Source organism: Ruegeria halocynthiae (genome assembly GCF_900106805.1).
Classification (GTDB): domain Bacteria; phylum Pseudomonadota; class Alphaproteobacteria; order Rhodobacterales; family Rhodobacteraceae; genus Ruegeria; species Ruegeria halocynthiae.
On record NZ_FNNP01000002.1, the window covers coordinates 1 to 24,388 of the forward strand.

Sequence of the window (24,388 nt, forward strand, 5' to 3'; positions counted from 1 at the left end):
TACTGCACAGGCATCTCCCAGCCCGCAAAATCAACCAACTTACCCCCCAACTCAACATGAAGGGAGTGCAACGGCGTGCGTTTTATGGATGTCATCAACTTAACCTTTCAATCAGCGGGATTGGTCGCGAACGACGGTCACGGTGCAATGTGCGTTACGCACGACACGTGACAGGTTCGGACCAATCTCATAATTCGGGAAGTCGCCCTTGGTCGAGGCCATCACGATCAGATCGAAGCCTTCCTTGTAGGCGAGCTTCAGGATTTCGCGGTAAACGCTGCCTTCTTCAATGTGAACCTGCACGTCACTGGCGTTACCGTGATCAAGAATGGCTTGAAGCGCGCTACGCACATGTTCCTTGGCACCCGCGCCGTAGTTGGCGGGCAGGTTGGGCAGTTGGATGATCTCGGGGATGACGGCGACTGCGTGCAGCTCAGCGCCATAGAACTTCGCTTGTTCTTGTGCAAGCGGCAGGGCGTTCTTCCACGAACGGTCGTCGGTGTGATCAATCGGCAGCAGGATTTTCGTGGCCATCACGTCTCTCCTCGAGATATGGAATTCTGTTTTGAAGTCGAGGGGCCAGGATGGCCCCCCGTATTTTTTTGATCGAGATTATTCGGCTGGTGTGCTGCCCGGTTCTTCGGACTTGCCACCCGATGCAAAGAACTCTTTCGTCAGCTTGAAGACGATCGGGCTCAGCAGTGCCAGGGCGATCAGGTTCGGAATGGCCATCATAGCGTTCAGCGTGTCAGCCAGCAGCCAGATGAAACCCAGATCCGCAGTTGCGCCGAAGTAGATCATGACGATCCACAGAACACGATAGGGGATCAAAGATTTGACGCCCAACAGGAACTCGACACATTTCTCGCCGTAGAACGACCAGCCCAGAATGGTGGTGAAGGCAAAGATCGACAGGGCGATAGCGATCAGGTAGCCACCGATACCCGGCAGCGACAGTTCGAACGCATGGCTGGTCAGTGCAGCGCCAGATTCACCCGAAGTCCAGGCACCCGACGAGATGATCGCCAGACCGGTGATCGAACACACGATGATGGTGTCAATGAACGTGCCCAGCATCGCGATCAGACCCTGGTTTACCGGGCCTTTGGTTTCGGCTGCTGCGTGTGCGATCGGAGCGGAGCCCAGACCGGCTTCGTTCGAGAACACGCCGCGCGCTACGCCGAAACGGATAGCGGCCCAGACAGCTGCACCCGCAAAACCACCTTCAGCGGCGGAGGGGGTGAAAGCGTAGGTGAAGACCAGCGACAGAGCAGAACCGATATTGCCGATATTGATCAGCAGAACCAGCAGGCCGGCGACGATGTAGGCAATTGCCATGAACGGAACCAGTTTACCGGCAACCGCACCGATGCGGGTAATGCCACCCAGAATAACGGCTGCAGTCAGAACCATCAGAACAACGCCGGTAACCGAAGTATTCAGACCGAAATTGGCTTCCAGAACCTGAGCGACACCATTCGCTTGCACACCGTTGCCGATGCCGAAGGCTGCAACCGCGCCGAATAGAGCGAACGCAATGCCCAGCCAGGCCCATTTCGCACCCAGACCGTTCTTGATGTAATACATCGGGCCGCCAACATAGTTGCCGAGCTCATCTTTTTCCCGATATTTCACGGCCAAAACAGCTTCGGCATATTTGGTGGCCATGCCCACCAGGGCGGTCATCCACATCCAGAACAATGCGCCCGGACCGCCCAGGAAGACAGCAGTGGCCACGCCGGCAATATTACCCGTACCGATGGTCGCCGACAGCGAGGTCATCAGCGCGTTGAATGGGCTGATCTGGCCATCACCCTGACCTTCACGTCCCGCAAACAACAGCTTGAAGCCGGTGCCTACTTTCAGGATCGGCATGAATTTCAAACCGACCTGCAAGAAGAAGCCGACGCCAAGAATGAGAACCAGCATCAGCGGCCCCCACACGACGCCATTGATGGCTCCTACGATTGAATTTAACGCTTCCATGGATTTCCTCCCAATTGCGTTTGGATTATGCCCCTTTGGCAATCGCCCGCTGGCGGGCTTGCTTAAGGGCGGCAAAGTCTTCGTCCGCGTGGAACGACGAACGGGTCAGCGGGGTTGCTGACACGTGCAAGAAGCCCTTGGAACGCGCGATCTGTTCCAGTTGGGCAAATTCTTCCGGTGTCCAGAAACGATCAATGGGGTGATGTTTCGGGGTCGGCTGCAGGTACTGACCAACGGTCAGGAAATCGACATTGGCGGCACGCAGATCATCCATCACCTGCCGCACATCGTTCAGGCTTTCGCCCAGACCAACCATCAGGCCGGATTTGGTAAATATCTCAGGGTCCGCGCGTTTGGCATCGTCCAGCAGGCGCAGAGATGTATAATACCGCGCACCCGGACGGACCGTCGGATATAGATGTGGCACAGTTTCTAGGTTGTGATTGAAAACATCCGGTGCCGCGTCAAATACGATATCTGAGGCAGCGCCTTTCCCAAGAAAGTCCGGCGTGAGAACTTCGATTGTAGTGCCTGGGTTCTGATGGCGCACGGCACGGATGGTCTGAGCGATATGCTCGGCCCCGCCATCTGCCAAATCATCACGGTCGACCGATGTGATCACAACATGACGCAGGCCCAGCTTATTGACCGCTGCCGCAACGCGGCCGGGTTCAAATACATCCAATGTATCGGGACGACCGGTCGATACATTGCAGAAGGAACAACCGCGCGTACAGACCTCACCCATGATCATCATGGTCGCGTGGCGCTTGGACCAGCATTCGCCAATATTAGGACAGGCAGCTTCTTCGCAAACAGTCGCCAGATTGTGGTCGCGCATCAAGCGGCGAGTTTCGTAATACTCTGGCCCTTCGACTTTTTTCTTCCGAATCCACTTGGGTTTACGCGGGATAACACTGTCGGTCTTTTTGGCCTTTTCCGGGTGACGAGGACGAAGCTGGATGGTCATCTGGCAGTTCCCCTTACGCGTGAATGGCGCGGCCCATGGCGTCGAGGCAGGCTTCTTTGACCGCCTCTCCCATCGCCGGGTGTGCATGACAGGTTCCTGCAACTTCGGATACAGTTGCGCCCTGGGTCAAGGCCAGAACCAGCTCGGCGATCAAATCACCGCCATGAGCACTGCAGATATGCGCGCCCAGAATTTTTCCGTCCGGGTCTGCAAGAACCTTGACCGCGCCGTCGGTTTCCCCCGTCGAGCGTGCACGGGAGTTTGCCATAAAGGCGAACTTGCCGACGGAATATTCGGTTCCGGCTTCTTTTAGCGCTTCTTCTGTCTGACCGACCGAGGCGACTTCGGGATCTGTGTACACCACGCCGGGAACGCTATTGTAATCGACATGTCCGGCCTCGCCTGCCAGCAATTCCACACATGCCACGCCGTCTTCTTCGGCTTTGTGTGCCAGCATCGGTCCGGGAACGCAATCGCCGATAGCATAAACACCGGGAACGGATGTTTGGAACGTGCCATCAACTTCGATGAACCCGCGCGGGTTCACGACGACGCCTAGTTCTTCCAGACCCAGACCACGTGTGACAGGGCGGCGGCCAACGGCGATCAATACCTTGTCGGCCTCGATCACTTCTTCTTTGTCCTTACCGACCCGATCCACAGTTAGCGCCAGACCGGCATCAGTTTTGTCGACAGATTTCAACGCCCGGCCTAGCTGGAATTTCAGGCCACGCTTTGACAGCGCACGTTGCGCCAGCTTGGCGATCTCTCCGTCGATGCCCGGCAGCACACGGTCCAGATATTCGACAACGGTAACCTTGGCCCCGAGACGAGCCCAGACCTGCCCGAGTTCCAGCCCGATGACCCCGGCGCCGATGACCACCAGATGCTCAGGCACGCTTTCGAGTGCAATCGCCCCGGTCGAGCTCAGGATATTCTGCTCGTCAATCTCGATCCCCGGCAACGGGGTAGGCTCGGAACCGGTAGCGATCAGGATGTTCTTCGCCTGGTGGATCTCGTCCCCGACTTTGACTTGACCGGCAGCAGGGATGCTTGCCCAACCTTCGATCAGATCAATACCGTTTTTCTTAAACAGAAAGGCGATGCCCTTGGTCAGGTCACCCACGATCTTGTCCTTACGACCCATCATCGCGCCCAGATCGATGCTGGCCCCCTCGACCGCAATACCGTGGGAGGAGAGATGTGCAAGTTCGGCATATTTGGCCGAGGAGGTCAGCAACGCTTTGGAGGGTATGCACCCCACATTCAGGCAAGTTCCGCCAAGGGCGCTACGGCCTTCAACGCAAGCGACTTTCATGCCCAGCTGGGCAGCGCGGATTGCGGCGACATAGCCGCCCGGTCCACCGCCGATAACAATGAGATCGTAAGTCATTTGGGCTTCTCTCAGTAGATCGGGCAGCTTGCGCACATGGCACGAACTTTTTCGCGGGTTTCTTTCTCGATTGTCTCATCGCCTTCGGGCGATTGTGCCAGCGCGTCCAGAACATCACCAATCATGTGGCCGATCTGCTTGAACTCTTCCGGACCGAAGCCACGGCTGCATCCTGCGGCGGTGCCCAAACGGATGCCGCTGGTGATGGTCGGTTTCTCCGGGTCACCCGGCACGCTGTTTTTGTTGCAGGTAAATCCTGCACGTTCCAGCGCGGCGGCGGCATCCTTGCCGGTCACACCGATCGGGCGCAGGTCAACCAGCATCAGGTGGTTCTCGGTGCCCCCAGAAACGATGTCGCATCCGCGTGCCATCATCACGTTTGCCAAGGCCGAGGCGCTGTCGACGACGCGCTGCATGTAGTCCTTGAATTCGGGTTTCAGCGCCTCACCAAATGCAACGGCCTTGCCTGCGATCACGTGCATCAAAGGGCCACCCTGCAAGCCAGGGAAGACTGCCGAATTGATCTTTTTTGCAAGCGCTTCGTCATTGGTCAGAATGACCCCGCCGCGCGGTCCACGAAGGGTCTTGTGCGTGGTTGAGGTGACAACATGCGCGTGCCCAATGGGGGACGGGTGCAGGCCGGTCGCAACCAGTCCAGCGATATGAGCCATGTCGGCCAACAGCCAGGCTCCGACCTCATCCGCGATCTGGCGGAAACGGGCAAAATCGATCTTCTGAGAATACGCTGATGCGCCCGCGATAATCATCTTTGGTTTTTCGGCTTTCGCCAGCTCTTCAACCTGATCATAGTCGATCAGCCCGGCATCGGTCAGACCATACTGGATCGGGCGGAACCACTTGCCGGACTGGGCAGGCTTGGCGCCGTGGGTCAGGTGACCACCGGCATCCAGCGACATCCCAAGGATCGTGTCACCGGGGCTGAGTAGCGCCAGCTTAACCGCGCCGTTTGCCTGCGCACCGGAATGCGGTTGAACGTTTGCAAATTCACAGCCGAATAGTTTTTTCAGCCGGTCAATGGCTTCGGCCTCGACTTCATCCACATATTCGCAGCCACCATAATAGCGGCGACCGGGATAGCCTTCGGCGTATTTGTTCGTAAGTACGGAACCTTGTGCATCGATCACGGCCTGCGAGACAATGTTCTCGGACGCAATGAGTTCGATCTGCTCCGCCTGACGCTTGCCTTCACGTGCAATCGACGCAGCGATAATTGGATCAGCTTCTATGAGCGACTTAGTAAACATTGTATCCTCCAGTAATCTCGAATCCTGAGAACGAAACTTTGTTTCCTATAGTGGAAATAGTGCGCACATGGCAACAAAAATCTTGAAACAGCGAAGTTGTTTAACTCAGGGGAAACCGGTAACCTCTCATAAAACAAGGAGATTCCCATGTCTGATGATAGCCGGAATGATGGTGGCGGGCCGGAAGATCAGGGCGAAGGGGCGGCACTGGGCCGTTCAATCCGGGATGCGCGCCGCGTAAAAGGCTGGACTTTGGAAGAGGCTGGGCGCGCTGCGGGAATCGGTCGCTCCACGCTTTCGAAGATCGAAAACAATCAGTCACGCCCAAGTTTCGAGATCGTTCGCCGCCTAACGCAAGCATTGGACATGAACACACCGCAGCTGTTCTTGCAGTCGGCCCAGTCCGGGGTTTCGGGGCGCCGCGACTTCACTCCAAAAGGAACAGGCGAGATCAGAAATACGCCGACCTATATGCACGAGCTGTTGTGTTCGGAACTGACAAGCAAGCGGATGCTGCCCTATATCGCAACGATCAAAGCACGAGACATATCAGAGTATGACAACTGGATCAGGCATTCCGGCGAAGAGTTTATGTATGTGATCAGCGGAGAGCTGATTTTTGTTTCCGAACATTACCGTCCATTATCCATGAAGACTGGGGACTCGCTGTATTATGACAGTGGTATGGGGCATGGTTGCGTCTCAACCAGCGAGGAAGATGCCAAGGTGCTATGGGTCTCGCTTGAATAGGGCCGGGCTGCGCACCGTTTGAAATTGTTATCTCGATTGGGCGACTGACGCCGACGCGGGCAGGCGGATCATCAGTTGAGTTCGAGATGGATATTGGATACAAAATTTGTTATACCGGTTTCCAACACAATCTCAGGGAAGGTGATCTGATGTAGTGAAGGGCTCTTCCGCGGACTTTTATGCGCAGTGCTCCCTTCTTGGCAGAGCAAGGCGGACACTCATCAAGCAGCAAATGGCAACAACAGTAGTACCCCATGACACAAAACATTTTCACAGGCACGATGCCCGCCCTAATGACACCCTGCAAGACTGACCGGACACCGGATTACGATGCTTTGGTGAGGAAAGGCAAAGAGATGATCGCGGCCGGCATGACCGCTGTTGTCTATTGTGGCTCGATGGGTGATTGGCCGCTTTTGACGGATGCCGAACGGATGAAGGGCGTGGAAAGGCTGATCGCGGCTGGACTGCCGGTGATCGTTGGCACAGGGGCTATCAATTCGAAATCCGCTGTGGCCCATGCGACCCACGCGCAAAAGGTTGGCGCATCCGGTCTGATGGTCATACCTCGGGTTCTGTCGCGCGGCTCATCTATCGCAGCCCAGAAAAATCACTTCAAAGCGATCCTGTCGGCAGCACCGGACGTGCCCGCTATCATTTACAACAGTCCCGTTTATGGTTTTGCCACGCGCGCGGATTTGTTCTTTGCACTGCGCGCCGAGCATCCGAACCTGGTCGGTTTCAAAGAATTCGGCGGCAAAGCCGATCTGCGCTACGCCGCAGAACACATCACGTCACAGGATGATCAGGTCACGTTGATGGTTGGTGTCGATACCGAGGTTTATCATGGTTTTGTGAACTGCGGGGCCACGGGCTCGATAACCGGGATCGGGACGGCGCTTCCAAAAGAGGCGTTGCTGCTTGCGGCGCTGGCACAAAAGGCGGCAGAGGGAAACGCCGAGGCACGCCTGCGCGTTCGCGAACTGGACGAGGCAATCAGTATCCTTGCCAGCTTTGACGAGGGCACGGATCTGGTTCTTTACTACAAGCATTTGCTGGTGCTGAACGGAGAGGAAGAATACCGCCTACATTTCAACGAAACCGATGAGTTGACCGATGCCCAGCGAAACTATTGCGAGCAACAATACAGCCTGTTCCGATCCTGGTTCGCAGACTGGGCCGGTCAAGGCGGGGTCATTGCGGAATGCATGTGATTGACAGCCATACCGGCGGAATGCCTACGCGGGTCATTCTGGACGGAGGGCCTGATCTGGGGACTGGGTCGCTGGCAGAACGTGCGCAGCTTTTGGCAACCGCGCACGAGCAATTCTACAAATCGGTCCTGCTGGAGCCACGCGGCCAGCCCGGCATGGTGGTCGCCCTTCTTGTAGAGCCAGACAATGCCGCCTGCACGACAGGTGTCATCTATTTCGACGCGGACGCGGTGTTAGGTATGTGCGGTCATGCGACGATCGGGCTTGGTGTGACACTTGCACATCTGGGTCGGATTGATTCTGGTGTGAACCGGATCGATACCCCAGTGGGTCTGGTCACGATTGACCTTAAGGATGCCAACACGGTTCAGGTTACCAATATCGAAAGCCGCTGCGTTCACCATGCTCTGACGATTGAAACAGCAGAGTTTGGCCCGGTCACTGGTGATGTGGCTTATGGCGGGAACTGGTTCTTTATCATCGAACCAAGCCCGATCCTGGTTGTGCCTGAGAACATCCGCGCTCTGACCGATATGGCGATTGTTATTCGCGAAGCCTGCATTGCACAGAAAGTTGGCGGTGAAAACGGCGAGCCGGTTGATCATGTCATCTTTCAGTGTGCTTCGCCGAATGACGGGGTTCATAGCCGGAATTTTGTTCTGTGCCCGGACAACGACTATGATCGCTCTCCTTGCGGCACCGGCAGTTCGGCGCGATTGGCCTGTCTGGCCGCAAGCGGGCGGCTGCCTGCCGGAGAGGAAATCATACAGGAAAGCGTAATTGGAAGCAGATACCGGTTGTCTTATCAGACTAGTCAAGGCAAAGGCATCATCCCACGATTGACTGGTCAGGCGCACATCATGTCAGAGAGCAGGTTGATCTTTGCCGAAAATGATCCGTTTCGAATGGGCATCCGGCGGTGATGCGCGCGGATAGAAAGATTCATACCCGCAACTGGCGGTTCGGTTCGCTTTGGTTGCAAGGTAATCTCACGCACGGCAGTGAACCGTTCATGTGATCTCGGCCCATCCCGAGGGTAGCGAGGTTGCCGAAGTAGGTGTGACGCCACAGGCAAGAGAAACAGTGCACAAGAGACGTTTATATCCAACTTCCAGCAGAGGTTCAGCCTGACATGGCAACCAATCGTGCGATAAAAAAGCAAAGTCTGCCCGATGTCATCGCCGATGATCTTCGTGAGCGTATTCTGAGTGGTGAACTCGCCGAAGGGGAAACGATCCGACAGGAGGCGTTGGCAGATGAGTATGATGTCTCTCGTATGCCGATACGCGAAGCGTTGAAACGCCTCAGTGCTGAAGGTCTGGTGCAGTGGGCCAATAATCGCGGAGGTTCTGTAATCAAACACTCGCTGTCCGAGATCGGTGAGATATTTGATCTTCGGATGTTGATCGAGGTGGATCTGTTTCGCAGGGCGATACCCGAGATGACCTCTGGCGACTTCGCCCGGTGCGAGGACATATTGCAGCAGATGGAAGTCTCTTATGACAAGGATGATGTCGGCCGATGGGGCGCGCTCAATCATGCATTTCACTCGGCACTTTATGCGGCGTCCCGGCGCAACCTTACCCATGAACTGCTGGATCGCGTAAGCCTGCAAGCCGACCGCTACATTCGTATGCATTTGAGTGTGATGAAGCAGCGTGAGCCTGCCAGAAAAGAGCATCGGCAGTTGCTGGAGTTGGCGCAAATCGGTGATGCAGATGCAGCGTGTGAGTTGTTGTCGCGGCATATCCGGCGGTCGAAAGAGCAGTTGCTTGAAATGATTGCCGCTAAGAGGTTGGGGGAAGGAACGTCGTGAGTTCCACCAGCGCGAACGGGGCTTTCGGTTTGCGGAAACGCTGCGTTGAAGTTAGAAATTAGGCCGTGCAAATCACCAATTGCGATCGGGTGCCCGGATATGAAAATTGTGACTGGCGGACAAACTGGCGTCGACATGGCTGCGTTGGAATTTGCGCACAGGAACGGTATCCTCTATGGCGGTTGGGTGCCGAAGGGCAGAACCAATGAGGCCGGTCTTATCCCCGACCACTTTGGTGGGCTGATTGAAACGAATTCCGAAGATGTGGCGGAACGAACAAGGCTTAATGTCAATTCCAGTGACGCCACGCTTGTTATTGTGGACGGATCATCCAGCCCCGGAACGCGGCAAACGGTTGCTTTTGCCGCCGAGGCCAAAAAGCCGCATCTGGTGCTCGATATCAGACAAGGTGTGGCCACGAGCGCGCTGCAGGTAGTGGCGTGGTTGGAGGTGAATCCTGTTTCCGTGCTGAATATTGCCGGCCCGCGCGCCTCCGAAGCCCCGGGGCTTGCTCCTCAGGTGCAACAGGTGCTTGAGGTCTGTCGGAATCAGTTCATTCAACCCAGATAGTCGCGCAATGCTGGCGGCGGGTTTTCGAACAGCTGCGCTGTAGAGACAGGCGGATGTGCGATTTGATCCGCAACCAATACCGTCTGTCGGGTTATGCGAAGCGCATCCTGAGGATCGTGGCTGACCATGAGCAACGTGGTTCCAGACTCTGCCACCAGGCTCGCAACCAGATCCAGCATCTCAGCCTTCAATGCCGGGCCCAATGCAGCGAAGGGTTCGTCCAGCAACAGGACCTGCCGCTTTTGTACAAGAATTCTGGCCAGCGCCACTCGACTTTGTTGTCCCCCCGACAACTCGGCCGGTTTTCTGGCCCCCAAATCCGGCAGGCCGACGCGGACAAGTGCGGATTGTACGTGTTGGTGTTCGTCCTGAGACAGACCTCCGTTCGGGCGCAGTCCCAACGCGACATTCTGCGCAGCACTCAGGTGAGGAAACAGGTTCCCATCTTGAAACAGCATCGCCAGAGGTCTTTTGCCCGGTGGCAAGGTCGTCAGGTTTTTACCCTTCCAGAATATCTGCCCGCCTTTCAGATCCCGAAAACCGGCGATGGTTTCCAGAAGTGTGGATTTTCCGGCGCCAGATGGGCCAATGATCGCAATACTGGACCCGGCTTCGATTTCAAGATCGGCACGGAGCAGGAAGTCGCCGCTTGAAATGGTGCAGTCGTCAAGCTTCAACATGCCAGCGGCCTCCGCGATCCAGAATCCAGAATACACCCATCGACAGTATCAATAACAACAATGCGCCACCCGCCGCCGCTTGCATCTGATAGGCTCCCATCAAGCGGTAGATCTGTAGCGGAAGTGTTGCGATCTGAGCATCCGCAAAAAGGGCGATCACCCCAAGATCTCCCATGGAAAGAGCCGCCGTCAGACCTGCCGAAAAGCCGATCTGGGGGCGGAGGCGTGGAAGCATCACGCGCAGGAAGAAAGACCAGTTGTTCATGTTCAGCGACAGCGCCAGACGCCCGTGCCGCTCCAGCGTATCGCGTGCCGCCGGGACCAGGATCCGAAGCGCGAATGGCAGCGCCATGATCGCGTTGACAAGTGCCGTCACTGGCAGTGCGAGTGTTGTGGGATTTGCCAGCGGCCGGATCAGAATAAACAGGCCCGTACCAATGACCAGAGGCGAGGCCGCCAACCCAAGTAGGCCGCCCAGCTCTACGATCCCGTATCGTCCGGTTGCGATGGCAGTGGCCATAGGCAGCGCAAGCAGCAGAAGGACTACGGTACTGGCCGCAGCAACAAAGATGGAGATTACTGCCGCGCGGAACACCAATGCGGGCATTTCGAAAAGCCCCGCGATACCTGAAATTGTGACCGAAGCCAGGGGTAAAAGCAGGAAAGCGGCCGCGGCGATGATCCAAAATGCATCCAGCACAGGGGTCCCACCGTCCCAGCGCCGGATTGCCCGGTTCAGTCCGGTCCCGAAACCTTCGCCTTGTGAGAACCGCAGTGCAGCCAATGCGGCGGTTGCGGTCAAGACCAGCTGTAGCGCAGACAAAAGAGCAGCACGCCCGAGATCGAAATCGTATGTAAATGCCTGATAGATGGCGAGCTCGATCGTGGTTGCACGAGGGCCACCGCCCAGAGTCAGGGCCACGGCAAAGCTGGTCAGGCAGATGGCAAAAATCACGGCCAGAACGCCGGGCAGGATACGGCGCAGCATTGGCAATTCGATCAGCCGAAACATTGCCAGCCCCTCGCACCCGAGCTGCGCGGCCAGCCGAAACCGCTCGGCAGGGATTTCCTGCCATCCTTGCAGGATCAGGCGCGTTGCCAGGGGCAGGTTGAAGAAGACATGGGCCAGAACCACTCCGTGCAGGCCATAGATCTGAATGGGTGGGAGGCCAAGAATACCCAATGCCTCTGATACCCATCCCGCGCGACCAAAGACGTGCAGAAGCCCGAGAATGGCAACGATGACCGGGAGGATGAACGGTGCACCCAAAAGCGCGATCAAGGCTCGTCTGCCGGGGAATCTGCGACGGGCCAATGCTCGGGCAACCGGTATGGCAAGGCCTGCGCTGAGCAACGCGGACAGCGTGGCCTGCAACAGCGTAAATCGCAGGGCGGACCAGTCTGCGGGGCCAAATCCGCCGCCCGCTTCTGCGCGCAGCGCCACCATGAACAGCGTGCCCAAAATCAGCGCGGCCACGAGAACTGCCGCGCTGACTCCGGGGAGTGGGTTTATTGGCTGAGTGTGCCCAGCCATTCCGCAAGTGCCTGTTCCCGCGCTGCCGCGGCTTTGTCTTGATCAAAAAGCAGGGCTTTCTGAGGGGTAATGAGGGTTTCGAAACCTTCTGGCAGGCCGGAAGACGGTGTTACGGCCGGGTACATCCAGTTGGTCGTTGGAATGATCGTCTGGAATGCGTCAGACACCATGAAGTTCAGAAATTGATCGGCCAGCTCGGGCTGATCTGTATTGGCCAGCTTGGCAGCCACTTCGACCTGCATGTAGTGACCTTCGTCAAAGGGTGCCGCTGCTTTGCTGGCATCTTCCTCGGCGATCAAGTGATAGGCCGGTGAAGTCGTATAGCTGAGAACCATGTCAGCCTCACCTTCCAGGAACAGCCCATAGGCCTCGGACCAGCCCTTGGTCACCGTCACGATGTTGTCCGCAAGGTCTGCCCAGATACTCGGCGCATCATCGCCATAGGAAGCCTTGACCCATAACAGGAGACCCAGGCCCGGAGTTGACGAACGCGGGTCCTGTATGATGATCTTGGCGTCCCCATCCGCAAGTTCACGGAAACTGGTGGGCGCAGGGGCATCGGCGTTGTGCACAAAGGCAAAGTAACCCCAGTCATAGGGGACAAAAACTGTATCTGTCCATTCAACTGGCAACGCGTAGTCGGCAGTAATGGAATGCGGGCCGAACAGGCCGGTTTCCTTGGCTGCTGAGATCAGATTGGTGTCCAGCCCCAACACAATGTCGGCCTCGGTGTTTTCGCCTTCAAGCCGAACACGCGACAACAGCGCGGCACCGTCTTCGACACCGACCAGGTTCAGGGTGCAGTCACACTCTGCCTCGAACGCCTCTTTGACTTTCGGGCCTGGCCCCCAGTCCGAGACAAAGCTGTCATAGGTGTAAACGGTCAGTTCGGGTTTATCGGCGGCCACAGCCGATGTAGCAGTCAATATTCCCGCAGCAATTGCCAGATGCTTCATTTCATCCTCCAATGCGGCGAGAGGGCAAGGATGGATGAAACCGTTACCTTTCCCTCCGCCGGTTCTAGCCGGTTCAGGTTCAACGGGTTTGCCAGTTGGCATCTCAGCGCAGTCTTGAGCGCACCCCGAGGTAAAACTGTGATTAGGGAGGTGCGAGGATAATTTCAACCGAAATCCTGCAAATACAGAGGTGATCGGCAATCAAATGACATTTGCTGATATGGCAGGAACATTGCTGTGAAACATGCGCATGTTTGACGCGCATGGAATGTGTGACTATTCTTACCTAAACGGAGGCGCCCGAATGAACGCACAACCACGGAAACCGACCAATCTGTCGCTTGACAGCGCTTTGCTTACCGAGGCGAGGGCGCTGAATGTAAATCTTTCCCGCGCTGCTGAGGAAGGGGTGCGCGCAGCTGTTGCTGCGGCCAAGGCCGAGCAGTGGAAGGCCGAAAATGCTGAGGCGCTGCAAAGTTCTAACTCTTATGTTGAACAGCACGGGTTGCCTCTTGAAGGTTTTCGCCAGTTCTGATGCCGAAATACGATGTCTTTCCCAATCCATCCGGTGACGGCTACCTGCTGGATGTTCAGACCGATCTTCTGAGCGATCTGAACACTCGTGTTGTCGCACCCTTGTTGCCGAAGGCACACGCTCCAAAGCCTGCAGCCCGGCTGAACCCAGAGTTTCGGATCGAAGGCGAACAGGTTGTAATGGTGACACAGTTTCTGGCTGCAGTTCCCACAGGGATTCTCAAATCTCCGGTATGCAATCTGAAGGGTGATTTTGAACGGATCACGGTCGCCGTCGATATGCTGATGCAGGGCTTTTGAAAGAAAATGGCCAGCCCGCAGGGCCAGCCATCAGTTGCATCAAAATCGAGTCAGGGGTTGAGTTCGATTTCTACTATCCCCGAAGCACCACAACACTGCACTGCGCGTGCCTGACAACGCGCGCCGCAGTCGAGCCGATCAGATAGTCCGAAAGGCCCGGCTGGTGTGACGCGACGATGATGCAATCCGCCTTGTGCTTTTCTGCCCAGTCCAGGATCGAATTCGTCGGATGCCCGGTGACCACATGGGTGCTGATTTTCGCGGACCCCATGACGCTGCTCAGCCGTTCTTCAAATTCGGAAACGCTTTTCTGCACCTGATCGGGCGGAAAATACGAACCGATATACGAGGGAAGTTCTTCCAGAACGGATAGAACCGACACTGTACCACCTTCCGCCAGCAGGCGGCTTGCGGCATCCAGAGATGTGGAGCAGTCGTTGATGTGATCAGGGGCGACTGGAACGAGAATATGGTTGTACATCTGTACCTCCGGATTATTTTAGGATGCTGGGCAACCAAGTGGCGATCTGCGGGAAGATGAAGATCAGAGTCAGACCCACGAACTGGAGCACCACGAACGGCCCGACTGAATTGTAGACATCTCCCATGCTGACATCTTTGGGCAACACCCCTTTGATCCAGAACAGAACGAAGCCGAACGGAGGTGTCAGATAAGCGATCTGGATGTTCACGATGAACAGTGCGCCAAACCACAGCTTGTCGATGCCCAGTTCGTCCACGATCGGAATGAACAGCGGCGTACACAGCATGATGATAGCCCAATCGTCCATCACCATACCCAGCACCAGGATGATCAGCATCATCATCAGCAGGATGCCGGTGCTGCCGCCTGGCATGGAAAGAACCAGATTGGTCAGCAGGTCCTGGCTGCCCAGAGTGTTGAACACATTCAGGTAGACGGTCGCGCCTATCAGGATCCACAAGCCCATGCCGCTGAGTTTAAGCGTGGAAACGAGCGACTCGCGCAACACGCCCCAGGTGAGCTTTCCGTAAATCAGGTTGATGACAAATGCGCCTGCAGCACCAAATGCAGCAGCCTCCGCCGGAGTTGCAATGCCGCCCCAGATGACTCCCAGCACAATGGTGATAAGCAAAGCGAACGGCCAGATGCTGAGAACAGCGGTCAGTTTTTCAGCGCGGGTGAATTTCTGATCTGCCGGAAGGGCAGGGCCCAGTTCAGGCTGAATCCTACAGCGAACGCCGATGTAGATTGTGTAGAACGTTGCCAGCATCAGTCCCGGCAACAGGCCCGCCATGAACAGATCACCAATCGAAACCTTGGCCAGCAGTCCATAGAAGATGAAGGGAACGCTTGGCGGGATCAGAGCGCCCAAGGCGCCGCCTGCCGCAATACAGCCAATCGCGATACGGCGATCATATTTATAGCGCATCATCGAGGGGTAGGCGATCTGCCCCATGGTAGTGGTCGCCGGAGGTGTGATGCCAGTGATGGCAGCAAACACAGTACAAACTTGAACTGTTCCCATGGCAAGACCGCCATGAATGTGGCCAATTAGTTTGTAGACCGCGTCATAGGCGGTCTCTGCTATCCCGGAAAATCGTATGAGTGATCCCATGAACAGGAACAAGGGCACCGTCACCAGAACCGAGTTCCAAGGTGTTGAATAGAAGGCGCTTGGTACCGAAAGCAGTGCGCGCGGTTCAAAAATCAGTGCAAACAACACCGCTGTTCCACCCAGACCGAACGCTACTGGTAGCCCCATGAAAAGGATACCAAAAAGTATTAAGAAATACAGCGCTGTAATAAGTTCGAGGCTCATGATCTTCAGTTTCCTTACCTAGTGGCCGTTCGCGCGGTCTTTTCGGGTTGCCTGTCAACGGTCTTGAGAATGCTCACATGCGCCCATCTGATCCACTGGCCCGAATGTCGGGCCAGTGGAGGTATCGTTGGCAATGCGTAAAGCTTCACGCGGCGCGGAATTATTGCGCGCTTGCCTTGTCTTCCAGGAACTTCTTGAAGATTTCTACGCCCTTGGCATTGCCATCGGATGCGGCTGCAACCTGAGGCCACACATCGGCAATGGACTTCTCACGCATACGTGCAACTTCTTCGTCGCTAAGCATGATCACTTCACCACCGGCATCCCGCAGGATCTGCAGTGCCTCTTCAACACCTTCCGCATGCAAGCGGCTGGTTTCAAAGTAGGTCTCTTCAAAAACACCATCAATCTTTTCACGCTGCCAGTCGGTCAGAGCGTTCCAGCTTTGCAGGTTGATAAAGATCTCCTGGTGCTGAGCAGGGTTCCAGCCGGGCATGATCGCATAGTCGATCACTTCGTGGAACGACATGTCGTCGATGCCACCGGTATCCCAGTAGGTGCCTTCGATCGTGCCCAGTTTGATGGCTGTATAGATTTCACCGCCATTCATCGAAACCGGTGCACCGCCCATGGTCGAATGGAAGATGGCCTGAGGTCCACCAGCACGCATTTTGTGCCCTTCGAGATCTTCCATCTTTTCGACGCGGAACTTGGTGAACATCGCGTTCGGGCCCTGGTTGGTCCAGCCAGCCCAGTGCAGGTTGCGCGCATGTGCCGCTTCCTGAACGATGTCACCTACGCGGTAGTCCGGGTTGCCCCACATGACTTCCCAGGCTTCGTCAGTGTTGTTGGCACCCATGGCCATACCGAATGCCAGCATGCCTTCTGGCATATCGCCACCATATACCGATCCCCAACCGGCATAGCCGTCGGTCAGGCCAGCTGCAGCAGCACCAAAAGCTTCTGCACCGCTGACCAGTGCCCCGGCGGGTTCAACGCGGATTTTCACAGTGCCTTCGGTCGCTTTTTCAACGGCTTCAACCCATGGGATCAGGCCGTTGTCCCAACCGGCATCTGTCTGGTCAAACGCGGGCTGGAAAGTCCACTCGGTAACCTCATCCGGCGGGCCATCCTGGGCGACGGCAATGCTCGCGGTCACTGCGATGGCGCCTGCCCACATAGTTGTGTGCATAAACCTGTTTGGTTTCATGTTAGTTCCTCCTCGTTAGTGGATAAGTTTATGTTCGTAAGAGTTTGAGGTGGTCAGGCCGCTTGACCTAGCTGCCCCCAAAAACGGTTTTCAGATCGCGGAGCAAGTGCTTCAGGACAACCAAAAGAACCATGAAACCGCTCAGCGGAATGGCAAACTTGATCGGATAGATCGGAATAGGAATGGACGTTGGCGTTTTCTGGTTGAGCATCAGGGAAAGCGAAGCCGCCTCGTAACCTTTCCAGATCAGCGCACCTAAGAACAAGATTGCGATGGGGGCTGTCAGCACGTCCAGAATTGCTTTTGATCGCTTGCTTGCGCTGGCATAGAACAGGTCAAGCTTGACAAAACTGTCATGCTGCAGCGCGTAGACGCCGCCGGTACAGGCCAGCAACACCATTGCAGCCTGAAGCGTCGTACCAATCCATTGGGACGGCGCATTCATCACGTAGCGCAAGAACACATCCGACACACCAAATGCCATGCAATACAAAATCAGGAACCAGCCGATACGGCCCATGACCTCGGAAATTGCGCTTGTCAACTTTTCCAACCCGCGCATCACCATCCTGCCCTCACTGTGTTCTTCATGGACCCAAGTTCTCCCTTAAGTTGTCTGTGCGCCAAGTAGGATTTACCGTTTCTGCAGAAGCAGAGATTTGGCCGGGCATCAGAGATCATTCGATGAAATACGTTCCGCTGCAATCACAACGGTCTGAATCCGCTTTGCTTTTGGGTGCCGTCGATCCGGCACCGGTTCAGCATAGCCTATTCTTTCCGCGTCGTGCAAAAACTGTTCGGAAGCTGCGCAAAACGAGGTTTTGACTATCGCAGCCGGACTGGATGTAACAGCGAACGAACGCGTAGACCAAATAGCCCTCGCAAAAGATCGACGCGAATGTAACTCCTCCAAAACCATGCGAATGGTCTCCCTCCCTAATCGCATCGAACGATCCGGGTGATCCATTGATGAGCATGGACCGTTCCGGATCGCTACAGCAAACGCTAACAAATTCGACTGAGAAAGATACAGTTGCCTGAAACAATGGGTACAGATTCTTTTCCATCGAAAATCTGACTGACCTCCCAATCTGATCCGGGCAGGGTCAGTGTAGCCGCGGAAGCGCTCAAAGCCGCGCGGTGACGCTGTGCATCTCAAACTCATAGAAAGCGCGTAATTACAGGTAGTTAAGTAGATTTCAGACGGTGCTGAAATTACTGGCTGAACCAGTCATGGTTCCTGCGTGAAACCTGTCGGTGCCAATGGGCTTTTTCTGGTATTTGGCTTTTTGTCGCCTATACTCGGACCACTTGAAAACAAGGATACAGTTTGCAATTCGCGCCACAGAATTTGCGATCAGGGCTCGCCACAGTATGACACAAAGATTGAGTATCGATAAATCTCTATCGAGCGGCCTGCGCGACCAGATTGTCTCGCAGATATCGCGACTCATTTTTGAAGGGTTGATGCCGTCTGGATTGAAGCTGTCTTCGTGCAGGGAACTGGCAAAGGATCTTGATGTTTCGATCAATACGGTTGTAGCGGCGTATCGCAAGCTTGAGGAAGAACAACTGATCGAGGCCAGACCGCGCTCGGGTTACTTTGTCTGTTCCGATGTGGGTGTGCGTACCGACAGCGATGCGGCCGGCAGATCCGACATCAAGCTACGCGCGCCGATCAGCATGAAGCTAAACAAGCTGCGCCGCACTGAAGAGATTGAGACCATCTCTCGCCCCAACGACTGGTACAGGTACGACTATCCATTTGTTTGCAACCAAATCGATGATGGCGCATTTCCGGTTGCGGACTGGCGCGAATGCACACGGTTGGCCCTGAACCGGAAAGACCTAAAGATATGGTCTGCGGATGGGCTGTATTCCGACAGCTTCGAATTGATCGAGCAGGTTCGGCAACGTATTCTGCCGCGTCGTGGCATTTTCGAACCCAATGAGTCGATTCTGATTACTCTGGGTTCGCAAAACGGGTTGTTCATCACCAGCCTGCTGTTTGGTGGCCGCGACCGAACTGCCCTAATGGAAGACCCGGGATATCCGGATGCCCGCAAAATTCTCCAGGCAAATTTTGGTAACGTGAACTTTCAACCCATTGATGAAGAGGGTCTGATTGTAGACGAACGTTTGCGCGATGTTGATCTAGTTTTCGTAACCCCCAATCGTCATCATCCCACGACTGTCACGATGTCCGAGCGGCGTCGACGCGCGTTGCTGCAGGCTGCAGAAGAGTATGATTTCTACATTGTCGAAGATGACTACGAATGTGATGTGGATTATCGGCACTCGCCATTGCTGCCGCTTCGCAGCCTGGATGACACCGACCGTTTGATTTATCTGGGGAGCCTCTCCAAGGGGCTCTCACCGGGTTTGCGCCTTGGATATATGGCTGCTGCACCTGAATTTATTGATGCTGCGCGCGACTGCCGGGGCATGATGATGCGCCACCCGCCGATGATCTTGCAGCACACGGCTGCCGCTTTTATCAGATTGGGATATTATGATGGATTGTTGCGCAGGGTGCGCCAGAACTATGAGCAGCGCTGGCATTTGGCTGACACCACAATTCGCGAGAAACTGCCCGGCTTTCTGAGTGCCGGAGAATTTGGCGGAACGGTTTTTGTCCTTGCCGATCCCGAAGCCCAGCTGGATGCGTTGACCATCTGTCAAGCAGCCCTGAAGCGCGGCGTTATTGTGGAGCCCATCAGGCCCTGTTTCTCCGATGCGGTTGAGGGAAAGTTTCACTTCCGTCTTGGTGTCTCGTCAATTCAACCGGGTTTGATCCGGCAGGGAATAGAGGTGTTGTCCGACGTTGTTTCAGAATTGCGCGCTGCACATCTTTAGGGAGTTAAATCAGGGTGCGAACGGACCATGTTCTAGTCCGTGACCATGTGCCGTGGGTTAGTCATTGAGCGCCGATTTTTGCTCACCCAACAGGCGTGAGATCAGACTAGATAACAGGCTCAGGACATACCAGGTCAGCAGAAAGCCGACACATTCCAGGGCAAATGAACCCCATTTGTAGAACAGGTCAGCAATGACAAAGGAAATCAATAGCCACGGCCCTTCCTGACGTACGAATGCTTTGACACCTTGTGACTTAATGGCTCTGTGCATGATGCTGATCCTCGATTTCTAGTAATGTAATGGGTTAAACAATAACAAGGGGATGACGCCGCGGTACGTCATAACGCTGCTGCGCGAACCAGGTCATCGTCGGTTCAATATCGCTTTGGGTGTTTCCACCTTGCAGCGTGTAACCGGCGGCCAGCCAGGTGAAGCCGTCATCGGTTACCTCAGCGCAGTTCGTGTAATCGCCCCATTTCCCCAAGCCAGGGGTATCGGTGCCCTGTCGTGCCAGGGCCAACCGCCAAATCTGATCAATGTCGTCATACGATCCGACAACATGGCTCGGGTGCAGATTGCCTCCGCCCGCGAAGACCGACAGGCCGACATCGCCAAACCGGTTGACCGCAGTCGATGGGTAGGCAAACGCAATCTGGTTGTTCCAGATATCGGGCTCGTCGATCAGTGACATGGTAGTTTCGTCAATGCGCACGGTTCGAATAAATGGGCGAGGCCTGTTCGCCTGTCGGTTGGCCGTCCACATGAAACCCAGCACACCGCGCCCCAGCCATCCGGCGGTTATGCGTGGGTCGGTGCGTGACATCCAGTCCCCGGTGGTGGTTTGTGAAGAGTAATTGCCAGCAAACCAGGGTGTGATTTCAATGTCGAACTCGTCAACGTCCGGAGAGTTTTCGGGCCATCTAAAAATGCGAATCTGCGAGTTCGTGTTGTGACTGGCAAAATACATAGCATTGCGCGCGCCCTGAACACAGCGCAGGGAAAAGTTGTCTTCCGTTTCGAATATGTCGAAGGATAACGCGGCTGCGGCTGCGAGTTCGTCCAGTGAAATCCGCAGGATGACCGAACGCGCAAAAAGGTTGCTTCCGGCCGAGAACACGTTTGTGCCCGCGTACACATAGTTCTCGGACAGTGACACGTGGTTGTAATCGAACCACTCATTGCTCCACGTTGGATCGATCCCTGCGGGTGTGAAATCCCAAAGGTTCCATGTGTCGTTGCCAAGGGTGCGACCTTGCTTGACGGCGACCCTCAGCGTGTTGGTGCCGCCCTGTTCAATATATTGAAGCAGCCAGATCAACAGATCCCGGCTTGGGTCGTAGATCGTGGTCTGATCGCAGCAGAATCCTCCGTCCACAGGTGGAAATAATGTAAACGGGCTCATATGAGACCAGCTTTGGCCACCGTCCAAAGACCGGCTTGCATACCAGTTGCCTGTGGCCAAAATCTGATTGCCATTGTTGGATACCGTCGGCTCGCCCACGGTTGAAGTTTGGCCGTTGGTATCGAAATCCGTCAGGTTTACCGTGTTAAATATTCTTGGCTGATGGGTCGAGGGCATGGCAGCCTCCGTAAATTTTTCCTGTCAAAAAATGCAAACAATTGATTAGTAATCCAGTTCGGTCGAACCCGCGTCGCTACCGGAACGATCCGAGTTGTCTTCTTCCAGGTCGGGCCCACCCTTTTTGCGGACCTTTGAAACGCGCTCGTCACGTTCGCTCAGCATCTGGGGCGTCATGAGGCCGGGTGCCCCGGCTCGTTCATCCAATGCGGAATGGGCCGAAGGCTGTGGCCGCATTTCGACCTTGCCTTTGCGGGTTGCTCTCTTTCCACGTGCTTGATTTGCCATTCAACTCTCCTATCCGTTCGTCAATAAACGCATCCGAATTGGCAGATTGTCAGATGGTGTTGAATGCAACAAATATAGCAGGTTTTGCCCGGTTTTTCAATTGAACGGGTTGAATGAGGTTCTCACCTTGCTTGCATTTGCCCCGCTAAAGCGGAACCATCCTTGACAGGCGGCCCGATGCCGGGAACAGGCAGGCCTGCAGCGAATGGTAGATGTCTGGCTTGCCGTCAAAGATCGAGGTCACGATCTGCCCAGTTTCATCCACTGCTGGGTACCAGCCACCATGTTGATGATCCACAAGTGTTTCATTCGCATAGGTCCAGAGTTTTCTGTACCAGATTTCATCTTCCGGCCGCTTATCCAGTGCAATCAATGCGGCAACCGCACCGATCGCTTCGGAGACCGGCCACCAGAATCGTGATGCATTGGCGATCTGACCTCCGAAATCCAGCGTGTAGGCCAAGCCGCCGCTGGGCAGCCATGCATCGTCCAGAGCCTGCTCAATCAAACGGCGCGCTGTATCAGGCGCATCCGAGTCTGGCCGACCAGATAAGTCCCAATGCTGCAGCTGAAGCCGTCCAAGTTCGAACGAGTGGCCCGGTGTCGTGCCAGCAGGTCGGAACATCGGATCGCCCGCGTATTCACGATCGATCTGCCAGTCGGATGTGTAATGCTCGGGCAACCGCCAGTTTTCTCCAGCGGCAACTTTACCGATGAAGAAGTCCAGAATTCGACCAGCGCGCGCGCGGTAGATTTCATCGCCTGTCGCCTCATATGCCGCAAGCAGCGCCTCAACGCCGTGCATATTCGCATTCATTCCGCGATATGAGGAAAATGGGGTCCAATCTCGGTTCCACTCGTCGCAGAACACCCCTGTGTCTTCCTGCCAAAAATGCGTGTCCAAGATGTCTCGGACCTCGGTCAAGAGTCTGTCTGCATCTGGATGACCCGCCTGTTTCGCGCTTGAGGCTGCGAGCAGAACAAAGACATGTCCGTAAGCAAGCTTGCGATCATCCCTGATCTGGTCTTCTTCCAGCGCCCAGAGAAACCCGGCATGATCCCGATCTTTGTGGTGGCTGTTCAAATAAGCCATGCCGTGATCAATGATCCCCTCGGCACCCTGAAACCCGGACAGATGCCCCAGAGCATAGGAATGAATCAGACGCGTGGTCGTGTGCAGTTCCTGAAGCTTGCCGGGTAGCGGGGTGCCGTCAAATCCAAGGATGTAAAAACCCGGCCCGTTTCGACAGCTTGCGCTGAAAAATTCGAGCTGACGAAAGGCCTGTTTCTTCAACCATGCGCGGTGCTCGGTTGTATCAAGCCAGAACCCCGGTTCGGATTGCGGGCCCGGCGGTTGAGCGTTGTCTGTTTTCGTCATCCCCAAAAGGTCCTGTGCTGCGCTCTGGCATCAGCGCCGTTCTGCGTGCAGAAATCCATCCGCATCAATGATGTACGGATGAGAGGTATCTTTTTCTGGCTCGGCTTGGATTGATGTTCAACCCCTGAAACGCAAAATCAGCACCCTCGGCATTGTTCAGACGGGGATGCTGATCGTAGACATGATTGGGGTCTTTGCCATGCGGCAGGTGTGTCAGTTTAGAAGAGTGATCCCCGCCAGTATGAATCCGGCAATAAACAGCGTTTCCACAACAATCAGTGCGATGGCAGCACCGCCGACAGACAGAATCTGTTTCAGGTTCGTCTTCATCCCAACAGCCGCAATCGCAACAAGCAACAGCCAGCGGGACGATTGGCTGAGAAATTCGGAAAGTGCAGCAGGAATCAATCCAAACGAGGAAGCAGTAGCCAGGACCAGAAACCCCAAAACAAAGCCCGGCAACAACGGTGGACGCTTGCCGTCTTTGTCCATTTCAGCAAAGCCACGGATGATCAGAGAGGCGACCAGAACCACAGGCGCAAGCATCGCTACGCGGAATAGTTTGACCAGCGTCGCCGTGTCTCCGGTTTGCTCCGAGATTGAGAACCCAGCACCCACCACCTGAGCGACGTCATGAATGGTGCCGCCCAGAAACACGCCACCTGCAATCTCGTTCATGCCCAAAGTGCGCACGAGGATCGGATAGGCAATCATCGCGATGGTGGACAGCACGGTCACGCCCAATACGGTGAAAATCAGCCGCTCTTCCGAGCGTTCGTCTTTTGGCAGAATAGCACTGATCGCCATAGCAGCCGACGCGCCGCAGATCGCCACCGACCCAGCGGTCAGAAATGCAAAACGCCATTTGTGGCCAAAGAATCGGGCTACGGAGAGGCCGAAACCGATGGTCAACAACACCCCGGCGATCACGAGGATGATCAGGTCCCACCCCAGACCCAGCATTAACGTCATCGAGACGCGCACCCCCAGCAAAGCCACTCCGAGGCGCAGGAGCGTCCGTGCAGCAAAGCCGATCCCTTCAACGGTCTTTCCTTCTTCGCCCAGAAAGCTGACCGCGATGCCCAGAAGCAGGGCCAGCAACATCGCCGGGGTTGCATAGTGCTCGGACAGGAACTTGGCCGCGACAGCAACGGTCACCGCAATCATGATGCCGGGAAAGAGCGTACGAACGCGGTCTTTGGCCCGTTCGGTGAGAGACAGGGATGCGGGATTGGCGGACGCCATGATCAATGGTCCTTTGGTCAGAGTGAATGGGTCGCGGGCCTGTGTGCTGTGTCAGGCTG

General features: G+C 55.6%; 25 protein-coding genes and 1 riboswitch. Of the genes, 8 read left to right on the plus strand and 17 right to left on the minus strand.

The genetic code is table 11. From position 1 onward, the window contains the following. Nucleotides 1-111: 111 nt before the first annotated feature. From BLU89_RS09190 to glyA, 5 genes are all read right to left on the minus strand, one after another. Nucleotides 112-534, minus strand: coding sequence for a universal stress protein (locus BLU89_RS09190; protein WP_074736540.1), 423 nt, complete (start codon nt 532-534; stop codon nt 112-114). Between the two features lie 78 nt (nt 535-612). Continuing rightward, on the minus strand, nt 613-1,986 hold the full coding sequence (locus BLU89_RS09195) for an alanine/glycine:cation symporter family protein (RefSeq protein ID WP_074736542.1): 1,374 nt from the start codon (nt 1,984-1,986) through the stop codon (nt 613-615). A gap of 25 nt (nt 1,987-2,011) precedes the next feature. Then, the gene (gene lipA, locus BLU89_RS09200; RefSeq protein WP_074736543.1) at nt 2,012-2,956 is read right to left on the minus strand and encodes a lipoyl synthase; all 945 of its coding nucleotides are present in this window, start codon (nt 2,954-2,956) and stop codon (nt 2,012-2,014) included. Nucleotides 2,957-2,969: 13 nt separating this feature from the next. After that, complete coding sequence (gene lpdA / locus BLU89_RS09205) at nt 2,970-4,349, minus strand: dihydrolipoyl dehydrogenase (RefSeq protein WP_074736545.1); 1,380 nt, start codon at nt 4,347-4,349, stop codon at nt 2,970-2,972. Nucleotides 4,350-4,360: 11 nt separating this feature from the next. Then, the gene (gene glyA, locus BLU89_RS09210; RefSeq protein ID WP_074736547.1) at nt 4,361-5,614 is read right to left on the minus strand and encodes a serine hydroxymethyltransferase; all 1,254 of its coding nucleotides are present in this window, start codon (nt 5,612-5,614) and stop codon (nt 4,361-4,363) included. Between the two features lie 147 nt (nt 5,615-5,761). Between glyA and BLU89_RS09215 the strand changes: the two genes are divergently transcribed. The 5 genes from BLU89_RS09215 to BLU89_RS09235 all read left to right on the plus strand — a co-directional run bounded on the left by BLU89_RS09215 (nt 5,762) and on the right by BLU89_RS09235 (nt 9,964). After that, nucleotides 5,762-6,364 (plus strand): helix-turn-helix domain-containing protein, encoded by a 603-nt coding sequence (locus BLU89_RS09215; protein ID WP_074736548.1) that lies wholly within the window; start codon nt 5,762-5,764, stop codon nt 6,362-6,364. 254 nt (nt 6,365-6,618) lie between these two features. Continuing rightward, on the plus strand, nt 6,619-7,578 hold the full coding sequence (locus BLU89_RS09220) for a dihydrodipicolinate synthase family protein (protein WP_074736549.1): 960 nt from the start codon (nt 6,619-6,621) through the stop codon (nt 7,576-7,578). Beyond that, entirely contained in the window at nt 7,569-8,501 is a 933-nt protein-coding gene (locus BLU89_RS09225; protein WP_074736550.1) for a 4-hydroxyproline epimerase, read from the plus strand. The genes BLU89_RS09220 and BLU89_RS09225 overlap by 10 nt, the downstream gene beginning before the upstream one ends. Before the next feature lie 209 nt (nt 8,502-8,710). Then, the gene (locus tag BLU89_RS09230) at nt 8,711-9,394 is read left to right on the plus strand and encodes a GntR family transcriptional regulator (RefSeq protein ID WP_074736551.1); all 684 of its coding nucleotides are present in this window, start codon (nt 8,711-8,713) and stop codon (nt 9,392-9,394) included. Between the two features lie 99 nt (nt 9,395-9,493). Then, the gene (locus BLU89_RS09235; RefSeq protein WP_074736552.1) at nt 9,494-9,964 is read left to right on the plus strand and encodes a putative molybdenum carrier protein; all 471 of its coding nucleotides are present in this window, start codon (nt 9,494-9,496) and stop codon (nt 9,962-9,964) included. Here BLU89_RS09235 and BLU89_RS09240 read toward each other — a convergent pair. Genes BLU89_RS09240 through thiB form a run of 3 tightly spaced genes read right to left on the minus strand, consistent with a single transcriptional unit; the run spans nt 9,952 to nt 13,134 of the window. Next, nucleotides 9,952-10,644 carry a thiamine ABC transporter ATP-binding protein gene (locus BLU89_RS09240; RefSeq protein ID WP_074736553.1) on the minus strand — a complete coding sequence of 231 codons (693 nt, stop codon included), beginning with the start codon at nt 10,642-10,644 and terminating at the stop codon, nt 9,952-9,954. The genes BLU89_RS09235 and BLU89_RS09240 overlap by 13 nt on opposite strands. Further along, nucleotides 10,631-12,178: a thiamine/thiamine pyrophosphate ABC transporter permease ThiP gene (locus BLU89_RS09245; RefSeq protein WP_074736554.1), complete on the minus strand. Its 1,548-nt coding sequence runs from the start codon at nt 12,176-12,178 to the stop codon at nt 10,631-10,633. Before BLU89_RS09245 ends, BLU89_RS09240 begins: the two co-directional genes overlap by 14 nt. After that, nucleotides 12,154-13,134: a thiamine ABC transporter substrate binding subunit gene (thiB, locus tag BLU89_RS09250; protein ID WP_074736555.1), complete on the minus strand. Its 981-nt coding sequence runs from the start codon at nt 13,132-13,134 to the stop codon at nt 12,154-12,156. The genes BLU89_RS09245 and thiB overlap by 25 nt, the downstream gene beginning before the upstream one ends. A gap of 32 nt (nt 13,135-13,166) precedes the next feature. Continuing rightward, a riboswitch (TPP riboswitch) is annotated at nt 13,167-13,272 on the minus strand. A gap of 166 nt (nt 13,273-13,438) precedes the next feature. Between thiB and BLU89_RS09255 the strand changes: the two genes are divergently transcribed. Together BLU89_RS09255 and BLU89_RS09260 are read left to right on the plus strand one after the other, a co-directional pair. Next, nucleotides 13,439-13,669 carry a type II toxin-antitoxin system CcdA family antitoxin gene (locus tag BLU89_RS09255; RefSeq protein ID WP_074736556.1) on the plus strand — a complete coding sequence of 77 codons (231 nt, stop codon included), beginning with the start codon at nt 13,439-13,441 and terminating at the stop codon, nt 13,667-13,669. Beyond that, nucleotides 13,669-13,968: a CcdB family protein gene (locus BLU89_RS09260; RefSeq protein WP_074736557.1), complete on the plus strand. Its 300-nt coding sequence runs from the start codon at nt 13,669-13,671 to the stop codon at nt 13,966-13,968. Before BLU89_RS09255 ends, BLU89_RS09260 begins: the two co-directional genes overlap by 1 nt. A gap of 73 nt (nt 13,969-14,041) precedes the next feature. Here the strand turns inward: BLU89_RS09260 and BLU89_RS09265 are convergent, their stop codons facing one another. The 4 genes from BLU89_RS09265 to BLU89_RS09280 all read right to left on the minus strand — a co-directional run bounded on the left by BLU89_RS09265 (nt 14,042) and on the right by BLU89_RS09280 (nt 17,542). Then, nucleotides 14,042-14,449: a universal stress protein gene (locus BLU89_RS09265; protein WP_074736558.1), complete on the minus strand. Its 408-nt coding sequence runs from the start codon at nt 14,447-14,449 to the stop codon at nt 14,042-14,044. Between the two features lie 13 nt (nt 14,450-14,462). Beyond that, nucleotides 14,463-15,770, minus strand: coding sequence for a TRAP transporter large permease (locus BLU89_RS09270; RefSeq protein ID WP_074736559.1), 1,308 nt, complete (start codon nt 15,768-15,770; stop codon nt 14,463-14,465). 160 nt (nt 15,771-15,930) lie between these two features. Beyond that, the gene (locus BLU89_RS09275) at nt 15,931-16,980 is read right to left on the minus strand and encodes a TRAP transporter substrate-binding protein (RefSeq protein WP_083347716.1); all 1,050 of its coding nucleotides are present in this window, start codon (nt 16,978-16,980) and stop codon (nt 15,931-15,933) included. Nucleotides 16,981-17,047: 67 nt separating this feature from the next. After that, complete coding sequence (locus BLU89_RS09280; protein ID WP_176797688.1) at nt 17,048-17,542, minus strand: TRAP transporter small permease subunit; 495 nt, start codon at nt 17,540-17,542, stop codon at nt 17,048-17,050. 824 nt (nt 17,543-18,366) lie between these two features. Here BLU89_RS09280 and BLU89_RS09285 point away from each other — a divergent pair. Beyond that, on the plus strand, nt 18,367-19,836 hold the full coding sequence (locus tag BLU89_RS09285) for an aminotransferase-like domain-containing protein (RefSeq protein WP_245709724.1): 1,470 nt from the start codon (nt 18,367-18,369) through the stop codon (nt 19,834-19,836). 57 nt (nt 19,837-19,893) lie between these two features. Here the strand turns inward: BLU89_RS09285 and BLU89_RS09290 are convergent, their stop codons facing one another. The 5 genes from BLU89_RS09290 to BLU89_RS09310 form a co-directional block, all read right to left on the minus strand. Continuing rightward, nucleotides 19,894-20,109, minus strand: coding sequence for a hypothetical protein (locus tag BLU89_RS09290; RefSeq protein WP_074736562.1), 216 nt, complete (start codon nt 20,107-20,109; stop codon nt 19,894-19,896). A gap of 34 nt (nt 20,110-20,143) precedes the next feature. Continuing rightward, nucleotides 20,144-21,418 (minus strand): hypothetical protein, encoded by a 1,275-nt coding sequence (locus BLU89_RS09295; RefSeq protein WP_074736563.1) that lies wholly within the window; start codon nt 21,416-21,418, stop codon nt 20,144-20,146. 45 nt (nt 21,419-21,463) lie between these two features. Then, complete coding sequence (locus BLU89_RS09300) at nt 21,464-21,706, minus strand: hypothetical protein (RefSeq protein WP_074736564.1); 243 nt, start codon at nt 21,704-21,706, stop codon at nt 21,464-21,466. 145 nt (nt 21,707-21,851) lie between these two features. Next, nucleotides 21,852-23,084 carry an AGE family epimerase/isomerase gene (locus BLU89_RS09305; protein ID WP_074736565.1) on the minus strand — a complete coding sequence of 411 codons (1,233 nt, stop codon included), beginning with the start codon at nt 23,082-23,084 and terminating at the stop codon, nt 21,852-21,854. A gap of 213 nt (nt 23,085-23,297) precedes the next feature. Next, nucleotides 23,298-24,329: a YeiH family protein gene (locus BLU89_RS09310; RefSeq protein ID WP_074736566.1), complete on the minus strand. Its 1,032-nt coding sequence runs from the start codon at nt 24,327-24,329 to the stop codon at nt 23,298-23,300. Between the last annotated feature and the right edge of the window lie 59 nt (nt 24,330-24,388).